At 55.3% G+C, this 23957-nt stretch carries 13 protein-coding genes; all 13 read left to right on the top strand.

Features of this window, described 5'->3' with window-relative positions; translation table 11 throughout:
* The first annotated feature begins 15 nt into the window (after positions 1-15).
* Positions 16-2691 carry a family 78 glycoside hydrolase catalytic domain gene (locus KP806_RS11330; protein WP_224723710.1) on the top strand — a complete coding sequence of 892 codons (2676 nt, stop codon included), beginning with the start codon at positions 16-18 and terminating at the stop codon, positions 2689-2691.
* A gap of 94 nt (positions 2692-2785) precedes the next feature.
* Complete coding sequence (locus KP806_RS11325; RefSeq protein ID WP_224723709.1) at positions 2786-6010, top strand: glycoside hydrolase family 2 TIM barrel-domain containing protein; 3225 nt, start codon at positions 2786-2788, stop codon at positions 6008-6010.
* On the top strand, positions 6007-8055 hold the full coding sequence (locus KP806_RS11320) for a beta-galactosidase (protein ID WP_224723708.1): 2049 nt from the start codon (positions 6007-6009) through the stop codon (positions 8053-8055). The genes KP806_RS11325 and KP806_RS11320 overlap by 4 nt, the downstream gene beginning before the upstream one ends.
* 24 nt (positions 8056-8079) lie before the next feature.
* The gene (locus KP806_RS11315) at positions 8080-10464 is read left to right on the top strand and encodes a glycoside hydrolase family 95 protein (protein ID WP_224723707.1); all 2385 of its coding nucleotides are present in this window, start codon (positions 8080-8082) and stop codon (positions 10462-10464) included.
* A gap of 366 nt (positions 10465-10830) precedes the next feature.
* A complete protein-coding gene (locus tag KP806_RS11310) occupies positions 10831-12069 on the top strand; it encodes an ABC transporter substrate-binding protein (RefSeq protein ID WP_224723706.1) in 1239 nt (412 codons plus the stop codon).
* Between the two features lie 191 nt (positions 12070-12260).
* Positions 12261-15404, top strand: a complete 3144-nt coding sequence (locus tag KP806_RS11305) for an S-layer homology domain-containing protein (RefSeq protein WP_224723705.1) — start codon at positions 12261-12263, stop codon at positions 15402-15404.
* A 241-nt stretch (positions 15405-15645) separates the two neighbouring features.
* Entirely contained in the window at positions 15646-16488 is an 843-nt protein-coding gene (locus tag KP806_RS11300; RefSeq protein ID WP_224723704.1) for a hypothetical protein, read from the top strand.
* On the top strand, positions 16404-16874 hold the full coding sequence (locus KP806_RS11295) for an MGH1-like glycoside hydrolase domain-containing protein (protein WP_397376390.1): 471 nt from the start codon (positions 16404-16406) through the stop codon (positions 16872-16874). Before KP806_RS11300 ends, KP806_RS11295 begins: the two co-directional genes overlap by 85 nt.
* A gap of 32 nt (positions 16875-16906) precedes the next feature.
* Complete coding sequence (locus KP806_RS11290; protein WP_224723702.1) at positions 16907-17785, top strand: AraC family transcriptional regulator; 879 nt, start codon at positions 16907-16909, stop codon at positions 17783-17785.
* Positions 17786-17921: 136 nt separating this feature from the next.
* On the top strand, positions 17922-19064 hold the full coding sequence (locus KP806_RS11285; RefSeq protein WP_224723701.1) for an ABC transporter ATP-binding protein: 1143 nt from the start codon (positions 17922-17924) through the stop codon (positions 19062-19064).
* 3 nt (positions 19065-19067) lie between these two features.
* Positions 19068-22097, top strand: a complete 3030-nt coding sequence (locus tag KP806_RS11280; RefSeq protein ID WP_224723700.1) for an extracellular solute-binding protein — start codon at positions 19068-19070, stop codon at positions 22095-22097.
* Positions 22060-23037: a carbohydrate ABC transporter permease gene (locus KP806_RS11275; RefSeq protein ID WP_224723699.1), complete on the top strand. Its 978-nt coding sequence runs from the start codon at positions 22060-22062 to the stop codon at positions 23035-23037. Before KP806_RS11280 ends, KP806_RS11275 begins: the two co-directional genes overlap by 38 nt.
* Positions 23037-23936, top strand: coding sequence for a carbohydrate ABC transporter permease (locus tag KP806_RS11270; RefSeq protein WP_224723698.1), 900 nt, complete (start codon positions 23037-23039; stop codon positions 23934-23936). The genes KP806_RS11275 and KP806_RS11270 overlap by 1 nt, the downstream gene beginning before the upstream one ends.
* The last annotated feature ends 21 nt before the right edge of the window (positions 23937-23957 follow it).

Genomic DNA, 23957 nt, shown 5'->3' with positions numbered 1-23957 from the left:
GGAGGAGCATGGAGCATGGTGGCATTGGCTGCGATCGAAATTTCGGCATTACGTACGGAGGGAATACAAAATCCGCTCGGCCTCGACGTCGGCAGACCGCTGCTCGGCTGGTCGTTCGGCAAGCCGGACGCGGCCGGAGGGGGCCAAAGCGCCTACCGGATTGCCGTTGCAACCGATGAGGAACGGCTGAAGGCGGATAAGCCGGATGTCTGGGACAGCGGAATGGTGAGAATCGGCGCGCACACGTCCATCCTTTACGAAGGAGCCGCACTGCTGCCGAGGCAGCGGTATTACTGGCGCGTGACGGTTTGGGACGGGCAAGGGCAGCCTTCGACAAGCGGCACGGCGTGGTGGGAGACGGGCATGCTGGACGAAGAGCAATGGCGGCCGGCACGCTGGATCGGCGCCGCTGGAACGTCCGGCGGAAAGCCGCTCGTTCAGCTCCGCCGCTCCTTCCATGTAAAGGGCCCGGTTGCCCGTGCGCGAGCATACATTTCCGGACTCGGCCATTACGAGCTGCGTTTGAACGGAGCGAAGGTTGGCGGGCGGGAACTTGAGCCGGGCTGGACGGAATACGATAAAACCGTGCTGTACTCGGTCTATGATTTGACTTCCATCGTCCGGCAGGGGGAAAACGCGGCCGGCGTTATTCTCGGCAGCGGCTTTTACCATGTGCCCGGCGGACGTTATACAAAGTTCAAAGACAGCTACGGCGAGCCGAAATGTCTGGCCGCGCTGATCATCGAATATGCTGACGGCATTACGGAAACGATCGACACCAATTCGTCTTGGTCGATGTGCGAAAGCCCCCTCACCTTCTCCTGCATCTACGGCGGGGAGGATTACGATGCCCGGCTGGAGCAGGAGGGCTGGGACGAGCCGGGCTTCGAGGAGCATGAAGACTGGAGGCCGGCCTGCGTGCTGCAGCCGCCTGCGGGCAAGCTGTCGGCGCAATCGGCGCCTCCGCTTGCGGTAACGAAGCGGTTTTCGGCGTCCGGCGTAACGGAGCCCCGCAAAGGCGTTTACGTATACGATCTTGGCCAAAACTTTTCGGGCTGGCCCTCTATCCGCGTCAGCGGGCCGCGGGGAGCGCGGGTCAAGCTGAAGCCTGCGGAGCTGCTGACGGAAGAGGGCTTGGCCAATCAGAAATATTCGGGCTCGCCATACGAGCTGAACTATGTCTTAAAGGGCGGACGCGTCGAGGAATGGCAGCCGAGGTTTACGTACTACGGCTTCCGCTACGTGCAGGTCGAAGGCGCGGTTCCCTTCGGAGCGGAAAGCGGCGGGGAAGCGGAGCTTCCGGTGCTCCATGCGCTTGAAGGCCAATTGATCGCACCGGACCTTCCCTTAAGCGGCGGCTTCCGGTGCTCGGATTCGATGCTGAACCGGATTCACGAGCTGATCGATTGGGCGATTGTCAGCAACATGAAGAGCATCTTCACGGACTGCCCGCACCGCGAGAAGCTGGGGTGGCTGGAGCAGCTTCATCTGATGGGTCCATCCGTCATGTTTAATTACGATATTGAAGCGCTTATGGGCAAAATCATGCAGGATATGGCCGACGCCCAGCTTCCGAACGGCATGGTGCCGACAACGGCGCCGGAATACGTCGTGTTTGAGGAGCCTTGGCATATGTTCCGCGATGCGGCCGCCTGGGGAGGCTCTTATGTTCTGGCCGCCTGGGAAATGCTGCAGCGGTATGGAAGCAAAGGCCCGCTCGCCAAACATTACGACGGGATGCGCCGCTACATCGAGTATTTGACCGAAGCTGCGGACGGGCTCATCCTCCGGAACGGACTCGGCGACTGGTACGACATCGGACCGAAAGGGCCCGGTTTTTCGCAAAATACGCCCGTCGAGCTCGCGGAGACGGCCATCTTCTTCGGGCTGGCCCGCGCAATGCGGCAAATTGCGCTCGTCTTGGGCAAGGAGAAGGACGCTTCCGCCTATGAGCAGCTAGTCGAAAACATTAAAAAAGCGTTTAACGCAGCGTTCTACGATTCTTCCGCCGCGCAGTACGCCGAAGGAAGCGACGCGGCCATCGCCATGCCGCTTGCGATCGGCCTTGCCCCGGAGGAACGGCGCGGCGAGCTGCTGGACCGACTCGTCCGGAACATCGCGGAGCGGGGATGGCGGACGACCTCGGGCGACGTCGGCCACCGGTATGTGCTGCTGGCGCTCGCCCGCGGCGGACGTTCGGATGTTATTTTCCGAATGACGCGGAACACGGATACGCCCGGCTACGGCTACCAGATCGTGCACGGCGCAACGGCGCTGACCGAAGCGTGGGACGGACCGAGCGTAGGAAAATCGCAAAACCATTTGATGCTCGGCCATCTCGAGGAATGGCTGTACAGCGGCCTGGCCGGTCTGGATTACCGTTACCGGCCCGATACCGGACGCTTCCTTGTCACGGTGAAGCCGGCAATCGTCCCGGACGTCGCCTGGGCGGAAGCGTGGCAGCAGCTGCGTCCCGGCAGGGCGGGCGTGCGATGGGAGCTCGGTCCGGCGCGCACCGTTTCGATAAAAGCCGACATTCCCGCAAACTGCGAAGGCCGCATCTGCGTTCCTGCCGCGCCGGACGCAGAGGTGCGCATGAGCGGACCGGACGCCGAACGTCTCGGGTACGAGAACGGCTATGCGGTATACCGCACGGGTCCGGGCTCTTATTACTTTACCGCCGCTTACTGAAGCGTGCGGCTGACGGCCTTGGGCCGGCGCTTTCGGCCGGTTCAGGGCCGCCGCGATATTTTGAACGCTTAAGCCGGAAAGGAGCAGTAAACCTATGAGATTGCGATTCAATCGGAAATCGCCGGATTATGAGAACCCGGACATCCTGCAGATTCACGCCGAGCCGGCAGAGGCGCGCGGCATTCCTTTTCAAGACAGGGAGACGGCGCTCGCGGCCGCGGCCGAGTGCGATAAATACGCCTCCTCGTACGTCCAGTCGTTAAACGGCGAATGGAAGTTTCATTATGCCCCCAGTCCCTATGATGCGCCGGAGCTTTTTTATGAAGAATCGTATGCAGGCGAGGATTGGGACCGGATTCCGGTTCCGTCGAACTGGCAGCTGCTGGGCTACGGAACGCCTTTGTACAGCAGCAGCAAATATCCGTTCCCGGTCGATCCGCCGCATATTCCGAAGCTGAACCCGACAGGCTCTTACATGCGCTCGTTCGATCTGCCGGAGCATCGGGCGGACGGCGACGTTTTTCTTGTTTTTGAGGGCGTAGACTCGGCCTTTCACGTCTGGATCAACGGCGAGGAGGCCGGCTTCGGCCAAGGCAGCCACAACCGGATGACGTTCAAGGTAACGGACCTGGTCCGGCCGGGGGTTAACAAGCTTGCCGTCCGCGTTTATCAATGGTCGACCGGCAGCTATCTGGAGGATCAGGACAAATGGCGGCTTAGCGGCATTTTCCGGGAAGTGTACCTGCTATCGTTCCCTTCCGCCGTCCGCCTGCAGGACACCCGCATCCGGACCCGGTTATCCGAGTCGTACGACAGCGGAGCGCTCGAGCTCGAACTAAGCTTTGCGGCGTCGTCCGGCAGCACCGGCGAGGGGTATCGGATCCGTGCGGAGCTGCTGGATGCCGGCGGATCGAAGATTGCAGCCAGCGAAAATGGCGTTCCCCTCTTGACCGGGAGCTCGCAGGAAGCAGACCTTCGGATCGAGCTGCCCGTGATCGCTCCGCTGCTTTGGTCGGCGGAGGAGCCAAATCTTTACACACTACTGGTCACTATATCCGGCGGGGCGGGGCAATCGGAGGAGGTCTATCGTTACGCTGTCGGCTTCCGGGATATCCGGATTCAGGGAGGCCGGCTGCTCGTTAACGGCAAGCCGGTCATCATCCGCGGAGTGAACCGGAACGAATTTGATCCCGAGCTCGGCCACGTCACGACGATGGAAGCGATGCTCGAGGATATCGAGCTGATGAAGCGCCACAACATCAATACGGTACGCTGCTCGCATTATCCGAACGACGAGCGCTGGCTCGACCTGTGCGACCGCTTCGGTCTGTTCGTCGTCGACGAAGCGGATTTGGAGACGCACGGCTGCGTCTTTCTCGGGGAAATCAGCCGCTGGATCGACAATCCCGACGAGAAAACGGCCTTCGAGAGCACGCTGGCGAACGATCCAGCCTGGAAGGAAGCGTTTATGGACCGGATCGTACGGGTTGTCGAGCGGGACAAAAACCATCCGTCCGTCATCGTATGGTCGCTTGGCAACGAATCGGGATACGGGCCGAACCACGACGCCATGGCGGACTGGGTACGGGAGAACGATCCGACGCGTCCTGTCCATTACGAAAGGGCTTACGACGCGCCTGTCGTCGATATTGTCAGCAGCATGTATCCTTCGGTGGATATGCTGATCGCGGAAGGCGAGAAAACGGACGAGGACCGGCCATATCTGATGGTCGAATTCGGGCATGCGATGGGCAACGCGCTCGGCAACCAGAAGGAATATTGGGATACGGTATTCCGCTATCCGCGCCTTTGCGGAGGCTTGATCTGGGAATGGGCGGACTTGTCCTTGCTCCGGTGGAAGCCGGACGGAGGTTTTCAATACGCTTACGGCGGAGATTTCGGCGACAGCCCGAACAGCGGCCATTTCTGCATCGACGGTCTGCTCTTTCCGGACCGGACCGTCAAGCCGGCGCTGCTGGAGTTCAAGAAGGCGATCGAGCCGGTTCAAGTGCTCCCGGCCGGTACGGACCGCCAGCTCAGGGTCCGCAACCGGTATGATTTTCTGACGCTGGAGCATTTGGCTGTCCGTTGGATCGTTTACCGGGACGGCAAAGCGGCCGAGGAAGGAATGCTGCCGCCCCTTGCGATTGCTGCGGGTGAAGAAGCGTACATTACCGTTCCTTACCGGAAGGAGCCGGAGCAGCAGGGCGGCGGGGAATATTGGCTTCACCTGAGCTTCTCGCTTCGCGAGGAGACAGGCTGGGCGTCCGCCGGGCATGAGGTCGCCTGGGCGGACATTCCCCTTACGTACCCGGAAGCGGCAGGAGCTGCCTTGCAGCCCGCACCGGAGGAGACGATGAACGAAGTCGCTCTGGAGGATGCCGGCCGCTCCATCAAGGTGACCGGAGCAGGGTTCTCCATTACGTTCGACAGGCTGAGCGGCGCGATGGACCGGTGGGAGCATGACGGCCAAAGCCTGCTGGAGTCCGGACCGCGGATCCAGCTTTGGAGGGCGCCGGTCGACAATGACGTCCATCTGGCGAAGAAGTGGCGGGAGGCCGGTTATCATGAGCTGGAGGCTCATGTCAGGAGCATGGAGGCCCGTCATGCCGCGGGAGGCCGGGCTGTCCAGGTACGGACGGAGTTGGTTCTGGGCGTGAACGGCCTGCGGCCGGCGTTCGCAGCCCTTCAGCTGTACACCGTCTATGGAAGCGGCGATGTGACGGTCGAAACGGAAATCAGGCCGCTCAGGGAAGGGCTCCCTCCATTGCCGCGGGCCGGACTCCGGTTCGCGATGCCTTCCCGGTTCGGCCATATGTCCTGGTTCGGCCTCGGCCCTCACGAATGCTACGCCGACCGCAAACAAAGCGGCAAGCTCGGCGTATACGAAGGAACGGCCCTGGAACAATTCGTTCCGTACATTAAACCGCAGGAGAACGGGAGCAAGGCCGATGTCCGCCGGGCGAGCATAACCGATGCCGGCGGAGCCGGGCTTCTCGTTACGGGAATGGATGCCCCGCTCGGACAAGTCAGCGCGCGGCCGTATTCGACCGAAGCGTTAAGCGCCGCCCGGCACCATTCGGATTTGAAGCTCTCCGGCAAAACCGAGGTGTGCGTCGACTGGCGCCAGTCCGGCCTCGGCAATCACAGCTGCGGTTATGCGCCAACGATGCCGGAGTATTTGATCGCGGCGGAGCCGGTTACGTTCTCGATCCGGTTGAAGCCGATCGCGGCGGGAACACCGCGGGATATCGCCGCAAGCCCGGTTTTGCCGGAAAAAATCGAGTGGGAGCAGAAGAAGGAGGAGCAGGTTCGATGAAAGGCTTGTCAAACAAAATTTTGTACGGCGGGGACTACAACCCCGAGCAATGGCCGCGCGACGTGTGGACAGAGGATATGAGGCTGTTCAAGCTCGCCGGCATCGATATCGCCACGGTTAACGTCTTCTCCTGGGCACGGAACCAGCCGGACGAGGAAACGTACCGTTTCGAATGGCTGGACGACGTCATGGATATGCTGCACGCAAACGGGGTTCACGCCTGCCTCGGGACCGGCACTGCGGCCCATCCCGCCTGGATGGCGCGCAAGTATCCGGACGTGCTGACCGTAGACTCGCAGGGCCGCAAGAAAAAATTCGGCCGGCGTCACAATTCCTGCCCGAACAGCCCGACCTTCCGCCTCTATGGGGAGCGGCTGGCCGGGAGGCTGGCGGAGCGGTACAAGGACCATCCGGCTCTGCTGCTATGGCACGTCAACAACGAAATGGGCTGGCGGTGCTATTGCGACAACTGCGAGCGTGCGTTCCGCGTCTGGCTGCAGGAGCGTTACGGAACGCTTGATGCGCTAAACAGCGCCTGGTACACCTCGTTCTGGGGGCATACGTTTTACGACTGGGAGGAGATCGTGCTGCCAAGCCAGCAGAGCGAGCATTTCAGTGCCTTCGGCCATGAAGCGACCGCTTTCCCGGCGATGTCGATCGATTACGACCGCTTCAACTCGGACAGCTTCCTGGCGTGCTACAAGCTGGAGCGCGACGCGATCAAATCCGTCATTCCGGACGCAGTGGTGACGACCAATTTCCAGAGCAACGGCACGTATAAGCCGCTAGATTATTTCAAATGGGCAAAGGAGCTCGATGTCGTCGCGCTGGACAGCTATCCGACGAACGACACGCCGATGAGCCAAATTGCGATGCGGCACGATCTGATGCGCGGGCTGAAAAACGGCGATCCGTTTCTGCTGATGGAGCAAAGCCCGAGCCAATTGAACTGGAAGGACGTCAATCCGCTGAAGCGGCCGGGCGTCATGCGGCTGTGGAGCTATCAGGCGGTCGCGCGCGGCGCGGAGGCGGTTATGTTCTTCCAGCTTAGACGTTCCGCAGGCGCCTTCGAGAAGTTTCACGGGGCCGTTATCGACCATGCCGGCCATGAGCATACGCGGGTATTTTCCGAATGCGCAGAGCTTGGCCGAGAGCTTCAGGAGCTGGGGGATAAGCTGATTGGAGCAAGAACGGCTTCGAAGGCGGCCATCGTCTTCGATTGGGACAATTGGTGGGCGATCGAGCATTCCAGCGGCCCGACGACGCGACTCAAATATTTAAATCAAATTCAGCGTTATTATGATGCCTTCTACAGCCTTAACTTGCAGGTAGATCTGATCGGGACGGACGCGAAGCTGGACGATTATGCGTTAGTCATTGCTCCGGTGCTGTATATGGTCAAACCGGGCTTCGCCGAGAAGCTGGAGGCGTACACGGCAGGCGGCGGCACGTTCGTGACGACGTTCTTCAGCGGCATTGTGCAGGAAACCGATCTGGTGACGCTCGGGGGTTATCCCGGCGAGCTGCGGAAGCTGCTCGGCATCTGGGTGGAAGAGCTCGACCCGCTGTTCCCGGGACGGACGAACTCGTTCGTCATGAACGAGAACGCAGGCCCGCCGGGAGAGACGTATTCCTGCTCCTTGCTGTGCGAGCGTCTGCATACGGAAGGGGCGGAAACGGTTGCCGTCTATGGCGGCGACTTCTATGCGGGCATGCCTGCTCTTACGCGCAACCGGTTCGGCCAAGGGGAGGCCTGGTACATTTCGTCCGATCCGGATGCGGACTTCCTGGTTGATTTTTCCAAATATTTGTCGGAAAAGTTAAATATCAAGCCGGTCGCCCAAACTCCGCCCGGTGTGGAAGCGAGCGCACGGGTGAAGGAGGGGCGGCGATATACGTTCCTGCTCAATCACAACGATCACCCGGCAGCGGTACAAATCGGGGAGGTGCCGACTACTGAGCTTCTCAGCGGCATGCAATTGACCGGGGAAGCGACGCTCCCTGCATATGGCGTCTTTATTCTTGAAGGTCCGATAAATTCGTAAAGTGAAAGGAGCGGCTCCGAGCGAATGAGCGATAACAATTTAAAGATGTGGTACCGCAGGCCGGCCTCCGAATGGGTGGAAGCGTTAGCCGTCGGAAACGGGAGACTGGGCGGAATGGTATTCGGCGGAGCGGGACGCGAGCGCATCCTGCTGAACGAGGATACGCTTTGGTCCGGACATCCCTACGATCCGAATAACGATGGAGCGGCGGAATACCTGGAAGGTGCGCGCCGTCTCATTTTTGAAGGAAAGTACCCGGAAGCGCAGCAATTGATCGAAGAGCATATGCTCGGCCCGTGGACGGCTTCCTACCAAGCTATGGGAGATTTGTATATACAGCTCGACGCGAACGGCGAAGCGTCCGATTACCGGCGGGAGCTCGACTTGAACGATGCCGTCAGCCGTACGCAATTCTCGATGAACGGAGTCCTGTATACCCGCGAAACCTTCGTATCCGCGGTCGATCAGGTGATGGTCGTCCGGATGACGGCGGATCAGCCGGGCAAACTGTCTTTGCAGGCGTCGCTGGACAGCTTGCTTAATCACAGCACGCGCAAGGGAGCGCACGATTCGATCAGACTGACCGGGCAATGCCCGAGCAAAGTCGAGCCCTTTCATTACCAGAGCGCGGATCCGGTCATCTATGAGGAGGATAAAGGAATCCGTTTCGAGGTGCAGCTTCGAGCGCTGCCGGAAGGCGGCCGTGTGGAGGCGCATGGGAACCGGCTTTGGGTTAGAGGAGCGACGGCCGTGACGTTCCTTCTGGCTGCGGCATCCAGCTTCAACGGCTACGACAAGGATCCGCGCAAAGAAGGCAAAGATCCCGACCGGCTGTGCCGGGAATGGGTGGCGCATGCCGCCGAATACTCGTATGATGAGCTGCTGCACCGGCATCTGGCCGATTACCGGGAGCTGTTCGGCAGAGTAACTCTGAAGCTGAACGCGCCGGGGCTTCAGGAGCTCCCGACGGATGAACGGATACAGGCGCTGCGTGACGGCGAAGCCGACGAGCAGCTGGCCGTGCTGTTTTTTCAGTTCGGCCGCTATTTGCTCATCGCAAGTTCAAGGCCGGGCACTCAGCCGGCTACTCTCCAGGGAATATGGAATGACAGGGCAAGGCCCCCTTGGGCATGCAATTATACGGTTAATATAAATACGCAGATGAACTATTGGCCCGCCGAGACGTGCAACCTGGCCGAATGTCATCTCCCTTTATTCGATATGCTCGAGGATTTGCGTACGGCAGGGAAGGAGACGGCGCGCGTCCATTATAAGGCCAGAGGCTGGGTAAGCCATCACTCGGTCGATCTCTGGCGCTTAACGACCCCTTCCGGAGGCCCGTCGAAGGGGCCGGCGAGCTGGGCGTTCTGGCCGCTGTCGGGGGCGTGGCTGTGCCAGCACCTCTGGGAGCATTACAGCTTCGGCGGCGACAGGGCTTTTCTGGCCGACCGGGCATATCCGGTCATGAAGGATGCCGCTTTGTTTTTCCTGGATTTTCTGGTAGCCGATCCGGAAGGGTATCTGGTTACGAATCCGTCCACGTCGCCGGAAAATACGTTCATTGGACCGGATGGCAGGAAGGCGGCGGTCAGCCTGGGCTCAACGATGGACAACTCGCTTATTTGGGAGCTGTTTACGCACTGCATCGAGGCTTCCGCCATCCTCGCTACCGATGAAGAGCTGCGAGCGGAGCTGACGGCGGCCCGCGCCCGTCTCCGGCCGCTTGCGGTCGGCCGCCACGGCCAGCTTCAGGAGTGGTTCGAAGACTTTGAGGAGGCGGAGCCCGGACACCGTCACATGGCCCATCTCTATCCCCTGCATCCCGGACACCAGATTAACAACCGCTCCGATTCCTTGCTTGCGACCGCTTGCCGGGTATCCATTGAACGCAGGCTGGTGTACGAGAAGGAAGACGCGATCGGCTGGTGCTTTGCATGGCTGGTCAGCCTGTTTGCCAGATTGGAAGATCCGGGGATGGCGCACCGTTATTTGATCAAGCTGCTCAAAAATCCATTCCCTAATCTGTTCAATGCGCATCGTCATCCGAAGCTGACCTTTTACCCGCTTACGATCGAAGCTAATTTCGGCGCGACGGCAGGTATTGCCGAGCTTCTGCTGCAAAGCCACGCCGGCGAGCTGAGCCTGCTTCCGGCGCTGCCCGAAGCTTGGCAGGAAGGCCGGATTAGCGGTCTTCGGGCGCGGGGCGGGTTTACCGTTCATATGGAGTGGAGCAAAGGAAAGCTGAAGCGGGCCGTAATCGAATCGGCAAACGGAAATGTGTGCCGCATCCGGGCGGGGGCGCCCGTTCAGGTAAACGAGGGAGCCGTCGAAATGCTGGAGACTGAACCTTCGGTCGTACAATTTAATACGGAAGCAGGTGCTGCCTACATCCTTACCCCGCTCGCTTAACGACGCGAGAGCGGCAGCCATTCCCCATTTTGCGATGTCCGCCGGACGGCATGAAAGCAGCTCGACTGAAAGCCGTTCGGGCGGGCATCGCTTTACTTCTGGTTGAAAGCGCCTACAATATGCTCGTAAACCCCTATTGGATCCCATTTCCAGAACGTATATTTTATAATAGATTCTCATTCTGTCAGGGGGTGAATGATGTAAAATCCGGTATACGATGCAGCTAATCCAACGCCAAAAAATTTACCAATTGGAGGTTATGAAACGATGAAGAACAGGATCGGTCTAGCGCTTGTACTGACAATGGCAATGATTGGATCTATCGGATGCACCGAAAATAGTAACGGCCAAAACATAGAGGAGGCAGTGGACAATCAGCCAGAAACGGTAGATGCCCCGGATAACGAGGTGTTTATTTTTACGGCATGGCCCGCGTTCTATGTCGACGAAGCTATTTTTGAAGAGCAGGTCGGTCAATACGTCAAAAAGAAGTTCCCGGATATCACCCTGAAGCATGTTGCCTGGAACGACGGAACGAGATATGAGGATTTGATTGCCAAAGGAACGATCCCGGATATCGTATTCGACGATATCGGACGCAACACGTACCGGCAAATTAAAAAGTTCAAGCTGGAATACGACATGAGCGACCTGGTCAAAAAATACAATTTCGACACGAGCAAATTGAATCCGTCGGATTTGCAGCATTCCTTAAATACTTCGGATGGAAAGCTGTATTCGCTTCCTTTTAATACAAATGATTATGTACTGGTTTACAACAAGGACGTATTCGACAAGTTCGGCGCGGACTATCCGAAGGACGGCATGACATGGGACCAGGCTTACGAATTGGCCAAAAAATTGACTCGTCAGGAAGGGGACACCACGTACAAGGGCTTTCAGATGAATCCGGCTCATTACATGAGGTTCAATCAGCTTTCTGAGCCTGCGCTCGACCCGAATGAAGAAAAAGCGGCCATGACATCCGACAATTGGCTGAAAATCGTAAACAATATTCGAAGATTTTACGAAATTCCCGGCAATCAATTGGTGAAAACGAATGATTTTGTCCAAGGCAATATCGCTATGATCGTGGATTCGATGGAAAATGCCTTCCGGATCGTCAATGAGAACAAGGATATCAATTTTGATATTTCTTCCGTTCCCGTATTTCCGGAAGCGCCGGATTCCAAGTTCCAGCCGAGCACAAACGGTATGTTCATCACGCAGCAATCGGACAATAAGGATCTTGCCTTCCAGGTTATCGCCTATTTGCTGTCTTCGGAATATCAAACCGAGCTGTCCAAGCAGGGCGTCCTGTCTCCGCTCGCAGATCCGGCGGTTCAACAGGCATTCGGGAAAGGCATACCGGAATGGAACGGGAAGCATTTCGAATCGCTCTTTTATTTAAAAGGCGCCAAGCCTCCTGCACGCAAACCGGGGTTGACCTATATATACGCCCAAATGGACCTGGCATGGAATTCGATAGCGAAAGAATCCAAGGACACTCAAACTGCGCTTCGGATCGCCAATGAATCGATGGATAAAGCGATCCAGGAGACGATTGCGGTTCACAAGCAGGGCGGTGACAGTCCTCACGAATAAACGGCAGGGCTCTGAAACGGCTTCATCAGCGTGAAAAGCCTATAATGAGGATGATGTCAGCCTATAAATACGCTGAAGCCTCCGTATACAATTACTCCTAGAGGGGGAGGGATGTTATGGTTGACGGATAACGGGCACGGAACTTCTGAAAGCGCTTATATTTTATAACAACCTTGAAGGAAGTGTGAAGGATGAAGCGAATTTACGGGTTTCTGTCTTTTCTGCTTTTGTTTTACACGTTCTGTTCCCCCGCCGTAATGGCGGAGGAGGCCGTTCCGGCGGCGGAGGAAGCTGCGCCTGCGGCAGAGGAGGCTGCACCTGCGGCAGAGGAGCCGGCTGAGCATCCGGCGGACCGTTTCATTGATCTGAAGGAGCTTTCGGACGAAATAAAGGCCAAGTTCGACGTTCTGATCGGCTCCGGCATATTTAACGGCATTTCGGCTGACCGGTTCGGACCGGATTTAAATATGAACCGTGCGCAGATGGCTAAAGTGGCCGCCCTTGCTTTCGAACTGCAGGTCGACCAAGAGCTGACGGCTTCCAGCTTCTCGGATGTTTTGCCTGACGGTGCAAACGGCTATGCGCTTCCGTACATCGAGGCGCTGAAAACGGCCGGTATGACCAAAGGCTCCGATGCGGAAGGAACCCGTTATAATCCGTCAGGCCAGGTCGGCCGCCAGGAGCTCGCGGCGTTACTGGTCAGGGGACTCGGATTGGAGGAGGCAGCCCTGCAGGCCGAACCGGTCGATGACCAGACGGTTAGCGAGTGGGCGCGTTCTTATATAGCGCTTGCACTGGAAAATAAATTGCTCCTGAACAAAGACGGGGGACCGACTTTTGAAGGAGCGGCGCCTGCAACCCGGTACGAGCTTGCATTAGCCGTTTTCGAGGCGCGGAATATGTTTCTTGCAAACAAAGAGCCGGATAAAGCATCGATTTTGGAAGTGCAGCCAACCGGCGCGAAAAAAGTATCGGTCAAGCTGAACAAAGAGGTCGATATCGAAAAGGCAAAGCTCGGCGTTACGAAAGACGGCTCGGAGCTGTCCGGCGAAACCGAATGGGCGGAGGATAAAATGTCTGCGGCGATTACGCTGGATGAGAAGCTGATCCAGGGTACTTATCAAGTCAAATTATCCGGTTTGGACGAGGGTACCGTCGATAAAGCGGAAGCGGAATTTACCGCGGAGGACGAGCGGCTTGCGACCTTGGAGTTTGCCTCGCCTTTGGATATATTGCCTCAATCCAAAGTCATCATTCCGTTTAAAGCGGCAAACCAGTACGGCGAGGAATCCGACTGGACGGCAAGCGATTTTCGGATTGAAACGGGAGCTGCGGATATGAAAGCCGTCCCGATCGTCGGCAAGCAGGCCTTTCAGCTGGATTTGAGCCGCCAGCCCAAAGGCGCTCCGGTATCCGTTATCCTCATTTTAAATCCGGTAACAGCGGACACCAAGCCGGTTACCAAGATGTTTACCGTCGGCGATCCGCAGGCGGCTTCGAAGGTCGAACTGGGCGAGCTTAAATTGTTCGGAGAGGATAAGACGTTAAAGCCCGGCGGGAGGGGTTACCTGCTCTTCTCCGTAATCGACCAGTACGGCTTCCGTATCAGCGACACCGATATCCTCAATGGAGACCGGGGAATCGTCACAGCTTTTTCGGAACAGGGCGTATTTAGCGACAGCCCGGCGATGGGCAAGCTGTTCGATTACGACAACGACGGCTATCCCGACTTGTCCTTGGAGGTTTTACCGGATGTGAAGCTCGGCAAAGAAGTCAATTTAATGATGTTCTCCCGAATTTACGGCCAGCCGTCATCCGCAAAGCTGAAGATTACGGCGGTGCGTATTCCGGCTTCCGTTGAATTCGACTTCTCGGATACGCTTACGGTCGGAGACGAGGATGCCTATATCCCGATTATCGTCAAGGATGAAGAGGGCAATGCCCTTACTCCATCGCAAATCGTGGATGCGGAGACGGCCGGCCTCATTCAGGTCGTAAACTCCAGTCAGCTGGTGCTGGAAGCGGATCCGTCTTATCGGACCGATTACAGCGTCATTCCGAACGTGAGCCGTAAAGCGGCTATACAAGCGACCGGATCGGACCGGGGCAAAATCCGGATCGCACGTGTAACAGGCTCCGGTCAGGCGGTCGTCACCGTACTTTTGCCGCTAATAGGCAAAAATGCGCAGCTGAACGTCAATATTCAGGATGTGAAAGACCGGTTGCCCGTCTCCGTTAAGCTGGACGGCGACAACAGCATCCTGCTGCTTTCGGGGACCGAGCAGCAGCTGAAATTCAAAATTTTGGACCAGCACGGCAATCAATTTAATACGGCGCTTCCCGACTATAAAGTCGAATACAAGCTGGTGAAGACCGCAGGCGAACCTGGTGCGGTCACAACCAAAGGAGCGGCTGTACTGAACGACACGAGCCCTGTGTCCAGGAGCGAAATTAACAACAGCTCCGGAAAAGGGGTTACCGTCGTCGCCGATCCGGATAAAACAGGCTCCTACCGGCTCAGCGCCTCGCTCATAAGAGTGGATTTGTCCGGCGCCGTCATCAGTGTCCTGTCTTCGGCATCGGCCATTGCGGAAGTGTTCACGGAAAGACAATCGCTGACCTATGAAATGGATCTTGACGATACGTTGTTCGCCGCCGGCAAATATTATTATGATAAGAAGGTCATAACGTCTGCCGACGATGCGGTGTATCTGCTGAACAACAAAGACGTGTTCGCAAGGGAAATCGAGATCAGCGCCAAGGATTATCAGGGCAGAGACGTGGCCCTTCCTGACGGTATTATTAGGCGGATCGTGACATCCGACCCGGATTTGATCGGGGATGACGATGCGTCCCGGATTATCGGCCTGAATGCAGGCAAGGCGTCGGTTACCGTCATTTTTGATACTCCGACGGGGGCACGAATGCTGAGCAAGGAAGTGGAGGTTAAATACGAGCGTCCGGCGGTTCAAGGAATGAAAGTCGACAAGTCCGCGAACGCGATCGACAGCAGTGTTCTGAACGGCCTTCTTCCTTGGGATGCAAATCTGATGAAAAAGCTTACCGTAACCGACCAGTTTGGAAACAGCTTTGCCAATGATAAAATAACCCAGTATCACGAATTATTCGGCGTTACTTTCATGATCGGAGACATTCATTACAGACCGAATACCTCTCCGGCTGTGAAAGATAAAATTTATATCGACAACAACACCAACCGGATCGTGTACATGCCGGGCAGCGGAGATGCGGGCAATAACAATATCATCGATTTCACTTTGACCGCTGTCGCTCCAAACGGTAAAACGATCTCGACCTTCATATCCGTGCAATAAACCATAGCTGCTTATTTCCGCCCCTGCCGGCACCGGCAGGGGCAAATCTATTTATCGGGGCATCCCGGAATGCGAATATAGGTCGGGGAAGGACTGACAGGCCGGCAAATACGGATTTGAAAAGCAGAATTCCCCCATAGTTCAGGCAGAATCCACCAATGTTAGGCAAACTCATTGTTATATACTGATTTTGACAGTTGTGCACGATATTCGAAATTGCAAAATGGGAGGGGGTCTCATAGTGAAAGCAGGACGCATCGATGAACAGCTCCGTGCGGGAAGAAAAGCGCTTCGCACATTACCGGGCGCATTATTGCTCGGTTCGACGGGAGCCCGCCTATGGGCCGATTATTTGGATCCGAAGCCCGGCTTCAGCGGCAGGTTCGATTTTATTCACAAGGTAAACATTCCGCTGCTCTATGCGGTGTCGGCATCCGGAACCGAAAGCTTTGAGCCGTGCCGTACGGCATGGTACCCAAGCCATCTTCGAATGGAATATGAGGATAACCGGGTATCGTTCCGGGAGCAGAAGTTTATTACGTGGGACGATTGCGCCGTGTCCTTCCAGTCGTGGACCAACCTCGGTACGGAGGAGCTTGTCCTGAGGCTTGAAACTTACGGGGATGTTTTTCATCAAACAGGCAACGGGCTTTACGGTACGTTTCAGCTCCGGCACCTCAGCTTTCACATCGATGCCGCACTTGTTTCGAGCGATGAAGATTTGTTCCGCGAAATACGCCTGAAGCCGGGGGAAACAAAAGACTTCATGATTGCCGCGGCATTTGGAATAAGCGGACAAGACCTGCCGGACGTGCTGACGCGAAGAGCGTGCGGATATGCGCTCAGCGGCCGCCCCCATGCAGAGACGGTTGCCGATTATATCGATGCTTATAACGAGTGGTTTGAGCATATCCCGGATTTCCGCTGCAGCGACCCGCTGCTGAACAAAACATGGACATACCGCTGGTTTTTGCTTCGCCACAATTTAGCCGATCCGAAATACGGACATCTGAGCTGCTGCCTGGTCTCAAAGCCCAGATCTCAGCCTGGAAGCGGGCGCACGGCAGCGACCGGGACGAATTGATGATCGAATACCGCCATACCCGAACGGGTAAGGAATACCAGCCGAGCTACCGGTATTTTCATCAATACCCAAGAAACCCTAAAGATCCTGAAACTTATACGTATGTCAAACGCGTCGACCGGACGGTATACCATTATTTGAATGCGCTTGCCGTAGCCAGGTTGTGCAAGGAATTGGGCGATCCCGATGCCGATGCTTACCATGAGCAGGCAGAGAGCATCAGAGCGGATATCCTGCAAAAAATGTGGGATGTTGAAAGCGCATTCTTCTATGATCTGCATCATGAGACGGATGAAAAAGCGCTGGTGAAAAATATCGTCGGTTTCTATCCGGCATGGGCACAAATAATCGACGGCGAGCATGATGCGCTTATTGCCTTTGAGTGAATTGCGGTGACGAGCTGAAGGGGGAGATTGGCATGAACGGAATTGTGGCGGAGCTGAAGGGGGAAAGCTTCTTTGATCTTGGCATCGATATTTTCGTCAACAGGGAGCAGGAAGCGTTTTCTCTTGGCCAGCACACTCACGATTTTGTCGAAATCTGTATTGTCGGAGAAGGCTGCGGTTTTCATTACATCGAGGATAAGGTGATACAGGTCAAGCAAGGGGATGTATTTCTCATCCCGATCGGAACCTCTCATGTATTCCGCCCCTCCTCTCCGGAGCGCGACAAGGTGCTTGTCGTTTACAACTGTATATTCCGGGATAAGGCGATGGAAAACTGGAGCCATTATTTTACCGAAAATTCGGAAACGGTTCGCTTGATTCATTATCCGCATGAGCGAAAAGGGAGATGGCTTCAGTTTCATGACAAGCACAATACGCTTCAGAATATGATTCACAATATGCACTGCGAATATTTGAAGCGGAATCAAGGCTGCGAAATCATATTGAACACCACTCTGATCCAGATGCTGATTATGCTGCAGCGTCTGGAGATGGAGAAAGAGTATATGCCTTCCACCAACGACAAACTGGACGACGTCATGCATTATATTAAAAATCATTACTCCAAAAACATTACGGCGCAAAATGTGGCGGACCATTTTTATATGAGCATCAGCCACTTTCAGCGGCAGTTCAAAAAATTGACAGGGCATACGTTTATCCAATACCTGCAAAATATCCGGATTCAAAAATGCTGCGAGCTGCTCGAATCGACGGATATCTCCATCCACGAAATCGCCAACCTGGTAGGCTATCTGGACATGAAGTTTTTTCACGCTTTATTCCGCAAGAAGACCGGTGTCACACCGAGAAAATACCGGCAAAACTTCCAGGAGGCCAGAATCGAATAATCCAGTGCAAAAGCGGAAACCGCCTATAGAATGTGCGAACCGCACCTATAATACAATCAAGATGCCAATATATAATGAGTACCATACAAAGAAAGTTGTAACCGTTAACATAAAACACGAATCGGGAGGTGCCAATGTGGGCTGTATCATACTGAATCACGTAGAAAAACGATACGGTAAGGATAAACAAAGCGCCGTGCAGGATTTTAATCTGGAAATTAAGGATGGGGAATTTCTCGTCATGGTTGGCCCGTCCGGATGCGGCAAATCGACGACCTTGCGGATGATTGCGGGGCTCGAGAACATCTCATCCGGCGAAATTTATATCGGCGATCGTCTGGTCAACCATTTGCCTTCGAAGGACCGCGATATCGCGATGGTATTCCAGAACTACGCTTTATATCCGAACATGAACGTTTACGAGAATATCGCGTTCGGTCTGCGGATGCGGAAGCTGCCCAAGCACGAAATCGATATGGCCGTCAAAAAGGCGGCCCGCACGCTGGAGATCGAGAATTTCCTCGAGCGGAAGCCGAGACAGCTGTCCGGCGGCCAGCGGCAGCGTGTCGCGCTCGGCCGGGCGATCGTCCGGAATCCGTCGGTCTTCCTGATGGATGAGCCGCTGTCTAACCTGGATGCCAAGCTGCGGGTACAGATGAGGACGGAAATTATCAAGCTGCACAAGCAGCTCGGCGTGACGACGGTCTATGTAACGCATGACCAGGTTGAGGCTATGACGATGGGTGACCGCATCGTTGTCATGAAGGACGGAATTGTCCAGCAGGTCGATACTCCGAAGCGAATCTACAGCAGCCCGAAGAACATGTTCGTGGCCGGTTTTATGGGAGCTCCGCCGATCAATCTGGTGGAAGGCAAGCTGCTTGAGACGTCCAGAGGCACACTTGAGTTCCATACCCGGAAGTTCTCGCTCGCCATTCCCGAAAACCAGTCGAGGGTGCTGATCGATAAAAGAAAAGTGAACAGAAACGTCATGCTCGGCATCCGAAGCGAGCACGTTCATTTGGATCCCGCTATGCAAGAGGCACACCCGCACTCGCAAGTTCCGGGCATTCATAAGCTCAGCGAATTTATGGGAGCGGATCTATATTTATATGCCGAGATTGGGGCAAGCAATTTGATGACCGCCCGTTCCGGCATCGAACTGGGCAGCCAGGAAAACGAGAAGGTTATTCTCACGCTTGATATGCGGAAAGCTCTCTTTTTCGATCTGGAATCGGGAGACAATTTACTGCACAACGATGAGCGCGTGGAGGGATGAATAGTGAAAACGTTTTTGCGGTTTCGGCGGATCGGGATCGCGATGGTTTTGTTGTTTCTGTTCAGCACGTCCATTTATGGTTATGCGTTGCCGCTCCCGACGGGCGAGAACGCTACCGTAACGGAGGATGAGGCTCCGCCAGGGGCGCCCGAAGCTCCGCCAGGGGAGCTCGAAGCCGCTTTCCCCCTCAGCAGCGGGGATGCGGCGGCGGATAACGGCGAGCCCTATTATGCCGAAATGCTTGAGCAGTGGAAGCAAAAAGGAATTTCTGCGGAGCACGGTCAAATCACGATTCAGGGAGCGGCGTTCACCGGAACATCGGACAATGCGAAAGCAAATGCCGGATCCTACGAAAACAAAAATAATGTGCTTATATGGAGTACGGAGTCAGACGAATGGATCGAATATGAATTCGATGTGGAACAGGAAGGCCTGTATGCAATCGATATTTCCTATCATCCGTTCGTAGGGGAAAAATACCGCAAGCCGATTACGCTGAATCTTATGTTCGATCACAAAAACCAGTATCTGGAATCCAGATCGATTCAGCTGTACCGCAAATGGCAGGACGTCATGCCGCCGAAGAAGGACCAATACGGCGATGAAATCAGGCCTCCTTCGCAGGATATCAGCGACTGGATGTCCGCCAGTCTTCGTGATTCGGGAGGCACCTACGAAGAGCCGCTGCTTTGGCATTTGACGGCAGGCAAACATGTGCTTCGCCTGTCAGGCAGCGATCCGCTGGCGATCGAGTCGATCAGCCTGCACGCCCCGGAGTCAATCGACGATTACAAAACCGTCGTAAGCAAGCGGAGCGGAACGGCGGACGTATCCGGCGATCCGGTAGAAATCGAGGCGGAGCGGGCGGACTGGAAAAACGACTCTTCCATTTCGCTGACTTATGACAACGACGTCGCTTCCTCTCCTTACGAAAGAGGGAAACTGATCTACAACGCCATTAATGGAGAGCGCTGGTCGACAGGCAATCAAGAACTGACCTGGACCTTCGACGCTCCTGAAAGCGGTTTATACAAAATTGCGATGCGCTTCAATCAGTCTTATTCCTCAAACCGTTCGACGTTCAGGTCCATCTCGGTTAACGGGAAGGTGCCTTTCTCGGAAATGGAAGCATACCGGTTCCCTTATACGACCGGCTGGAGAGGAATGACTCTCCAGGATGAGAACGGCGAGCCGTATTTGTTCGAGCTGCAGAAGGGGACGAACACGCTGACGATGCGTGTAACGCAAGCTCCTCTGAAGCCGATTATGGTCGAATTGGACAAAATTATTGCCGGCCTGAAGGATCGGGCGCTTGATATTACCGCGCTCACCGGCGGAGCCGTGGACCCGAACCGGACATGGAACATCGAACGCGATTTGCCCAATTTCGTCACCCAATTCCGGGACCTTTACGATCGGCTTCGCAGCGTTGAGGAGCGCCTCATTTCCTTAAACGGCAGATCGGACGCCCTGACGCAGGGGATGGCGACCGTTGAGAAGGATATGCAGGAGCTTCTGGACAACATCAATCATGTTGCGTATGAAGCCGACAAGCTGACGAGCATGCAGGGCAAGCTCGCCGATTATTTGCAGCAGCTGAGCTCGCAGCCGCTTCAGCTGGACCGTCTGTACATCGTGCCTTCAAAGGAAGACGTTCCGAAGATGAAGGCAAGCTTTTTCCAGGAATTTAAAGGCGGTTTGTTCGATTTCTTCCATACCTTCAAGCCGAAGTCGAAGCTTGGCAACGGGGAAAAAGGAGAACTGAACGTCTGGGTCCAGCGGGGCAGGGATTATATTAATCTGATCCAGCAGCTGGCCGATGAAATGTTTACCCCGGCAACGGGGATCAAGGTGAAGGTGAACCTGCTGCCAAGCTCAGACCAGCTCGTGCTCATGAACGCGGCCGGAATAGCGCCGGACGTCGCACTTGGTTTGTCGCAGGATTTGCCGTTTGAATATGCCGTACGGGGCGGCTTGTATGACCTGACGAAATTCTCCGATTTCAATCAGATGTACGAGCGGTTTGCTCCGGGAACATGGATTCCTTTTTATTACGACGGAGGTTATTTCGGAGTACCGGAAACACAGACGTTCGAGATGCTGTACTATCGCAAGGATGTCTTAAACCGCCTGGGACTGGAGGTTCCGGATACGTGGGAAGACGTCTACAAGATGCTGCCGACGCTGCAGCAGAACAACTTGAATTTGCCGCCGGTATCCAATGCTGCGTTTATTTACCAGAACGGCGCCGAATTTTTTGAGCAGGACGGAATAAAAACCGCTTTGGCTACGCCGAAAGGGTTTCAAGGCTTTAAAGAATGGACGGATTTATACAACGTTCATGCGGCCGACCAGCAGCTGGCGAGCTTCTTCCAATCGTTCCGCAGCGGCTCGGTCCCAATCGGAATAGCCGATATAACCGCCTACATTCAGCTGATGGTGGCGGCGCCGGAGTTGAACGGACTTTGGGGAATCGCGCCGATCCCGGGCAAGAAGCAGCCTGACGGAACCGTTGCCCGCTGGATGAGCGGCGGCGTTCAAAGCGGCGTTATCTTCAAAGACACGAAGATGGCGGAGGAAGGCTGGGAGTTTCTGAAATGGTGGACGTCCGCCGAGGCGCAGGAGAGGTTCGGCAACGATATCGAGATGCTGAACGGACAAGCGTTCCGCTGGAATACGTCCAACATCGATGCGTTTATGACGCTTCCGTGGAAGCAGGAAGACGCGGCCAGCGTTCTGGAGCAGTGGAGATGGTTCAAGGAAGTTCCGAACGTCCCGGGCTCCTACTATTTGGCCCGCGAGCTTCAAAACGCATGGAACCGCACCGTACTGGACGGCATCAATCCGCGAAGCTCGCTTGAAACCGCCGTCAAGGACATCGAGCGGGAAATGACCCGTAAATTGCAGGAATTTAATTTCATCGACGCTAACGGCAAAGTTGTCAAATCATTGGATTTGCCGGTAGTGACGGAGCCTTGGAAAGGAGTGGAGCCGTATGTTAAAAGCGGAACCGAAACCGATAACCAGCCTTGATGCGACTGCTGCCTTTGATACGGCGCGCAAAACGCAGACGCTCCTTCAGAAGATTTGGTCCTACCGTATCTCTTATATTTTTATCGCGCCGTTTATGATCTGCTTTATTCTGTTTATCATGATTCCGGTATTCGCCGCCTTCTTACTCAGCTTTACGTACTTTAACTCGCTGCAGCCGCCGCGGTTTGTCGGATGGGACAATTTCCGTTACATGATTTCGCAGGACCTGCTGTTTATCAAATATGCACTTCCGAATACCTTCAAGTTTTCCGTCATTGTCGGTCCCGGCGGTTATTTGGCCGCGTTTTTCCTGGCCTGGCTGATTTCGATTTTGCCGCGGACATCGCGCAAATGGTTTGCGCTGGCGATGTACTCCCCGTCTCTGACGGGGGGGATCGCAATGGCTATCGTCTGGCAGCCGATGCTGTCCGGCGACCGCATAGGTTATTTGAACAGCTTCCTGCTTAAGCTCGGCCTGATCAGCGAGCCGCATTTGTGGGTGACGAGCAAAGAGTATTTGATGACCTCGATGATTGTCGTCACCTTGTGGTCCAGTATGGGGATCGGCTTCCTGGCCATGCTGGCCGGCATTTTGAACGTAAACTCCGAGCTGTATGAAGCCGGTAAGCTGGACGGAATCCGAAGCCGGCTGGAGGAAATCTGGTACATTACGATTCCGTCGATGAAACCTCAGATGCTGTTCGGTGCGGTCATGGCCATTGTCGGCACGTTTAAGGCAGGGGGAATCGGCAGCCAGCTGTCCGGCATGAATCCGACGCCGGAGTATTCAGGACATTTGATCGTCAACCATATTAACGATTATGGCTTTATCCGAATGGAGCTCGGTTATGCAACTGCTTTATCCGTCTTCCTCTTGCTCTTGATGTATGTAGCCAACAAGTTTTGCTGGAGTTTGTTCGGAACGAAGGAGGATGAATGATGAAAACGACTTCAGCGTTTCGGTTGTCCGGGCTTTGGAGGAGAAAAGCAAAGCCGTTCCGCCTGACTCCGACGGAAAAAATATCGGCGGTGCTGCTCGTTTTTCTCAGTATTTTTATGCTCGCACCGCTCGTTTACATTTTTAACAACGCACTTAAGCCTTATCAGGAGCTGTTTAACTACCCGCCGACGCTGTGGGTGCGTAGCCCGTCGCTGCAAAACTTCATTGAATTGTGGGCAATTACGAAAAATTCGGCGATTCCGATGTCACGGTACATCTTCAACAGCGTGTTTGTGGCCGTTGCGACTGTCGTGCTCGTCACGGGAGTAAGCGCGATGTGCGCTTATCCGATCTCCAAGCATAAATTTCCCGGACATAAGATCGTATTCGGCTCCATTCTCGTAACGCTGCTGTTCGCTCCGGAAACCGTCGCAATTCCAAGGTATTTGGTCGTCAGCAATTTGGGAGTGATGGACACCTATTTCGGGCATCTTCTCCCGATGGTTGCCGTCCCGGTCGGCGTGTTCCTGATGAAGCAGTTTATCGACCAGCTTCCGGATGAATTGCTGGATGCGGCCAAAATCGATGGCGCGCGGGAATTTACGATTTTTTTGAAGGTCGTCATTCCGATCTGTATGCCCGCAGTGGCGACGATCAGCATTATCGCCTTTCAGGACGCATGGGGAAATACGGAAACGTCAGCCCTTTTTATGCAGGATGAGACCATGAAAACATTTCCGTTTTTTATTTCCACGCTTACATCCAATATGGCCAATAATGTAGCGAGGCAAGGCGCAGCGGCAGCGGCAGCGCTGTTCATGTTCCTGCCGAATCTTATCATATTCCTTCTCTTTCAGAGCAAGGTCATTACAACCATGGCTCACTCAGGCATCAAGTGATGCGGAGCAAACGGAGGTCTA

Source organism: Paenibacillus vietnamensis, assembly GCF_020169515.1.
GTDB classification, from domain to species: Bacteria; Bacillota; Bacilli; order Paenibacillales; family Paenibacillaceae; genus Pristimantibacillus; species Pristimantibacillus vietnamensis.
This window is presented reverse-complemented; position numbering and strand designations above follow the sequence as displayed.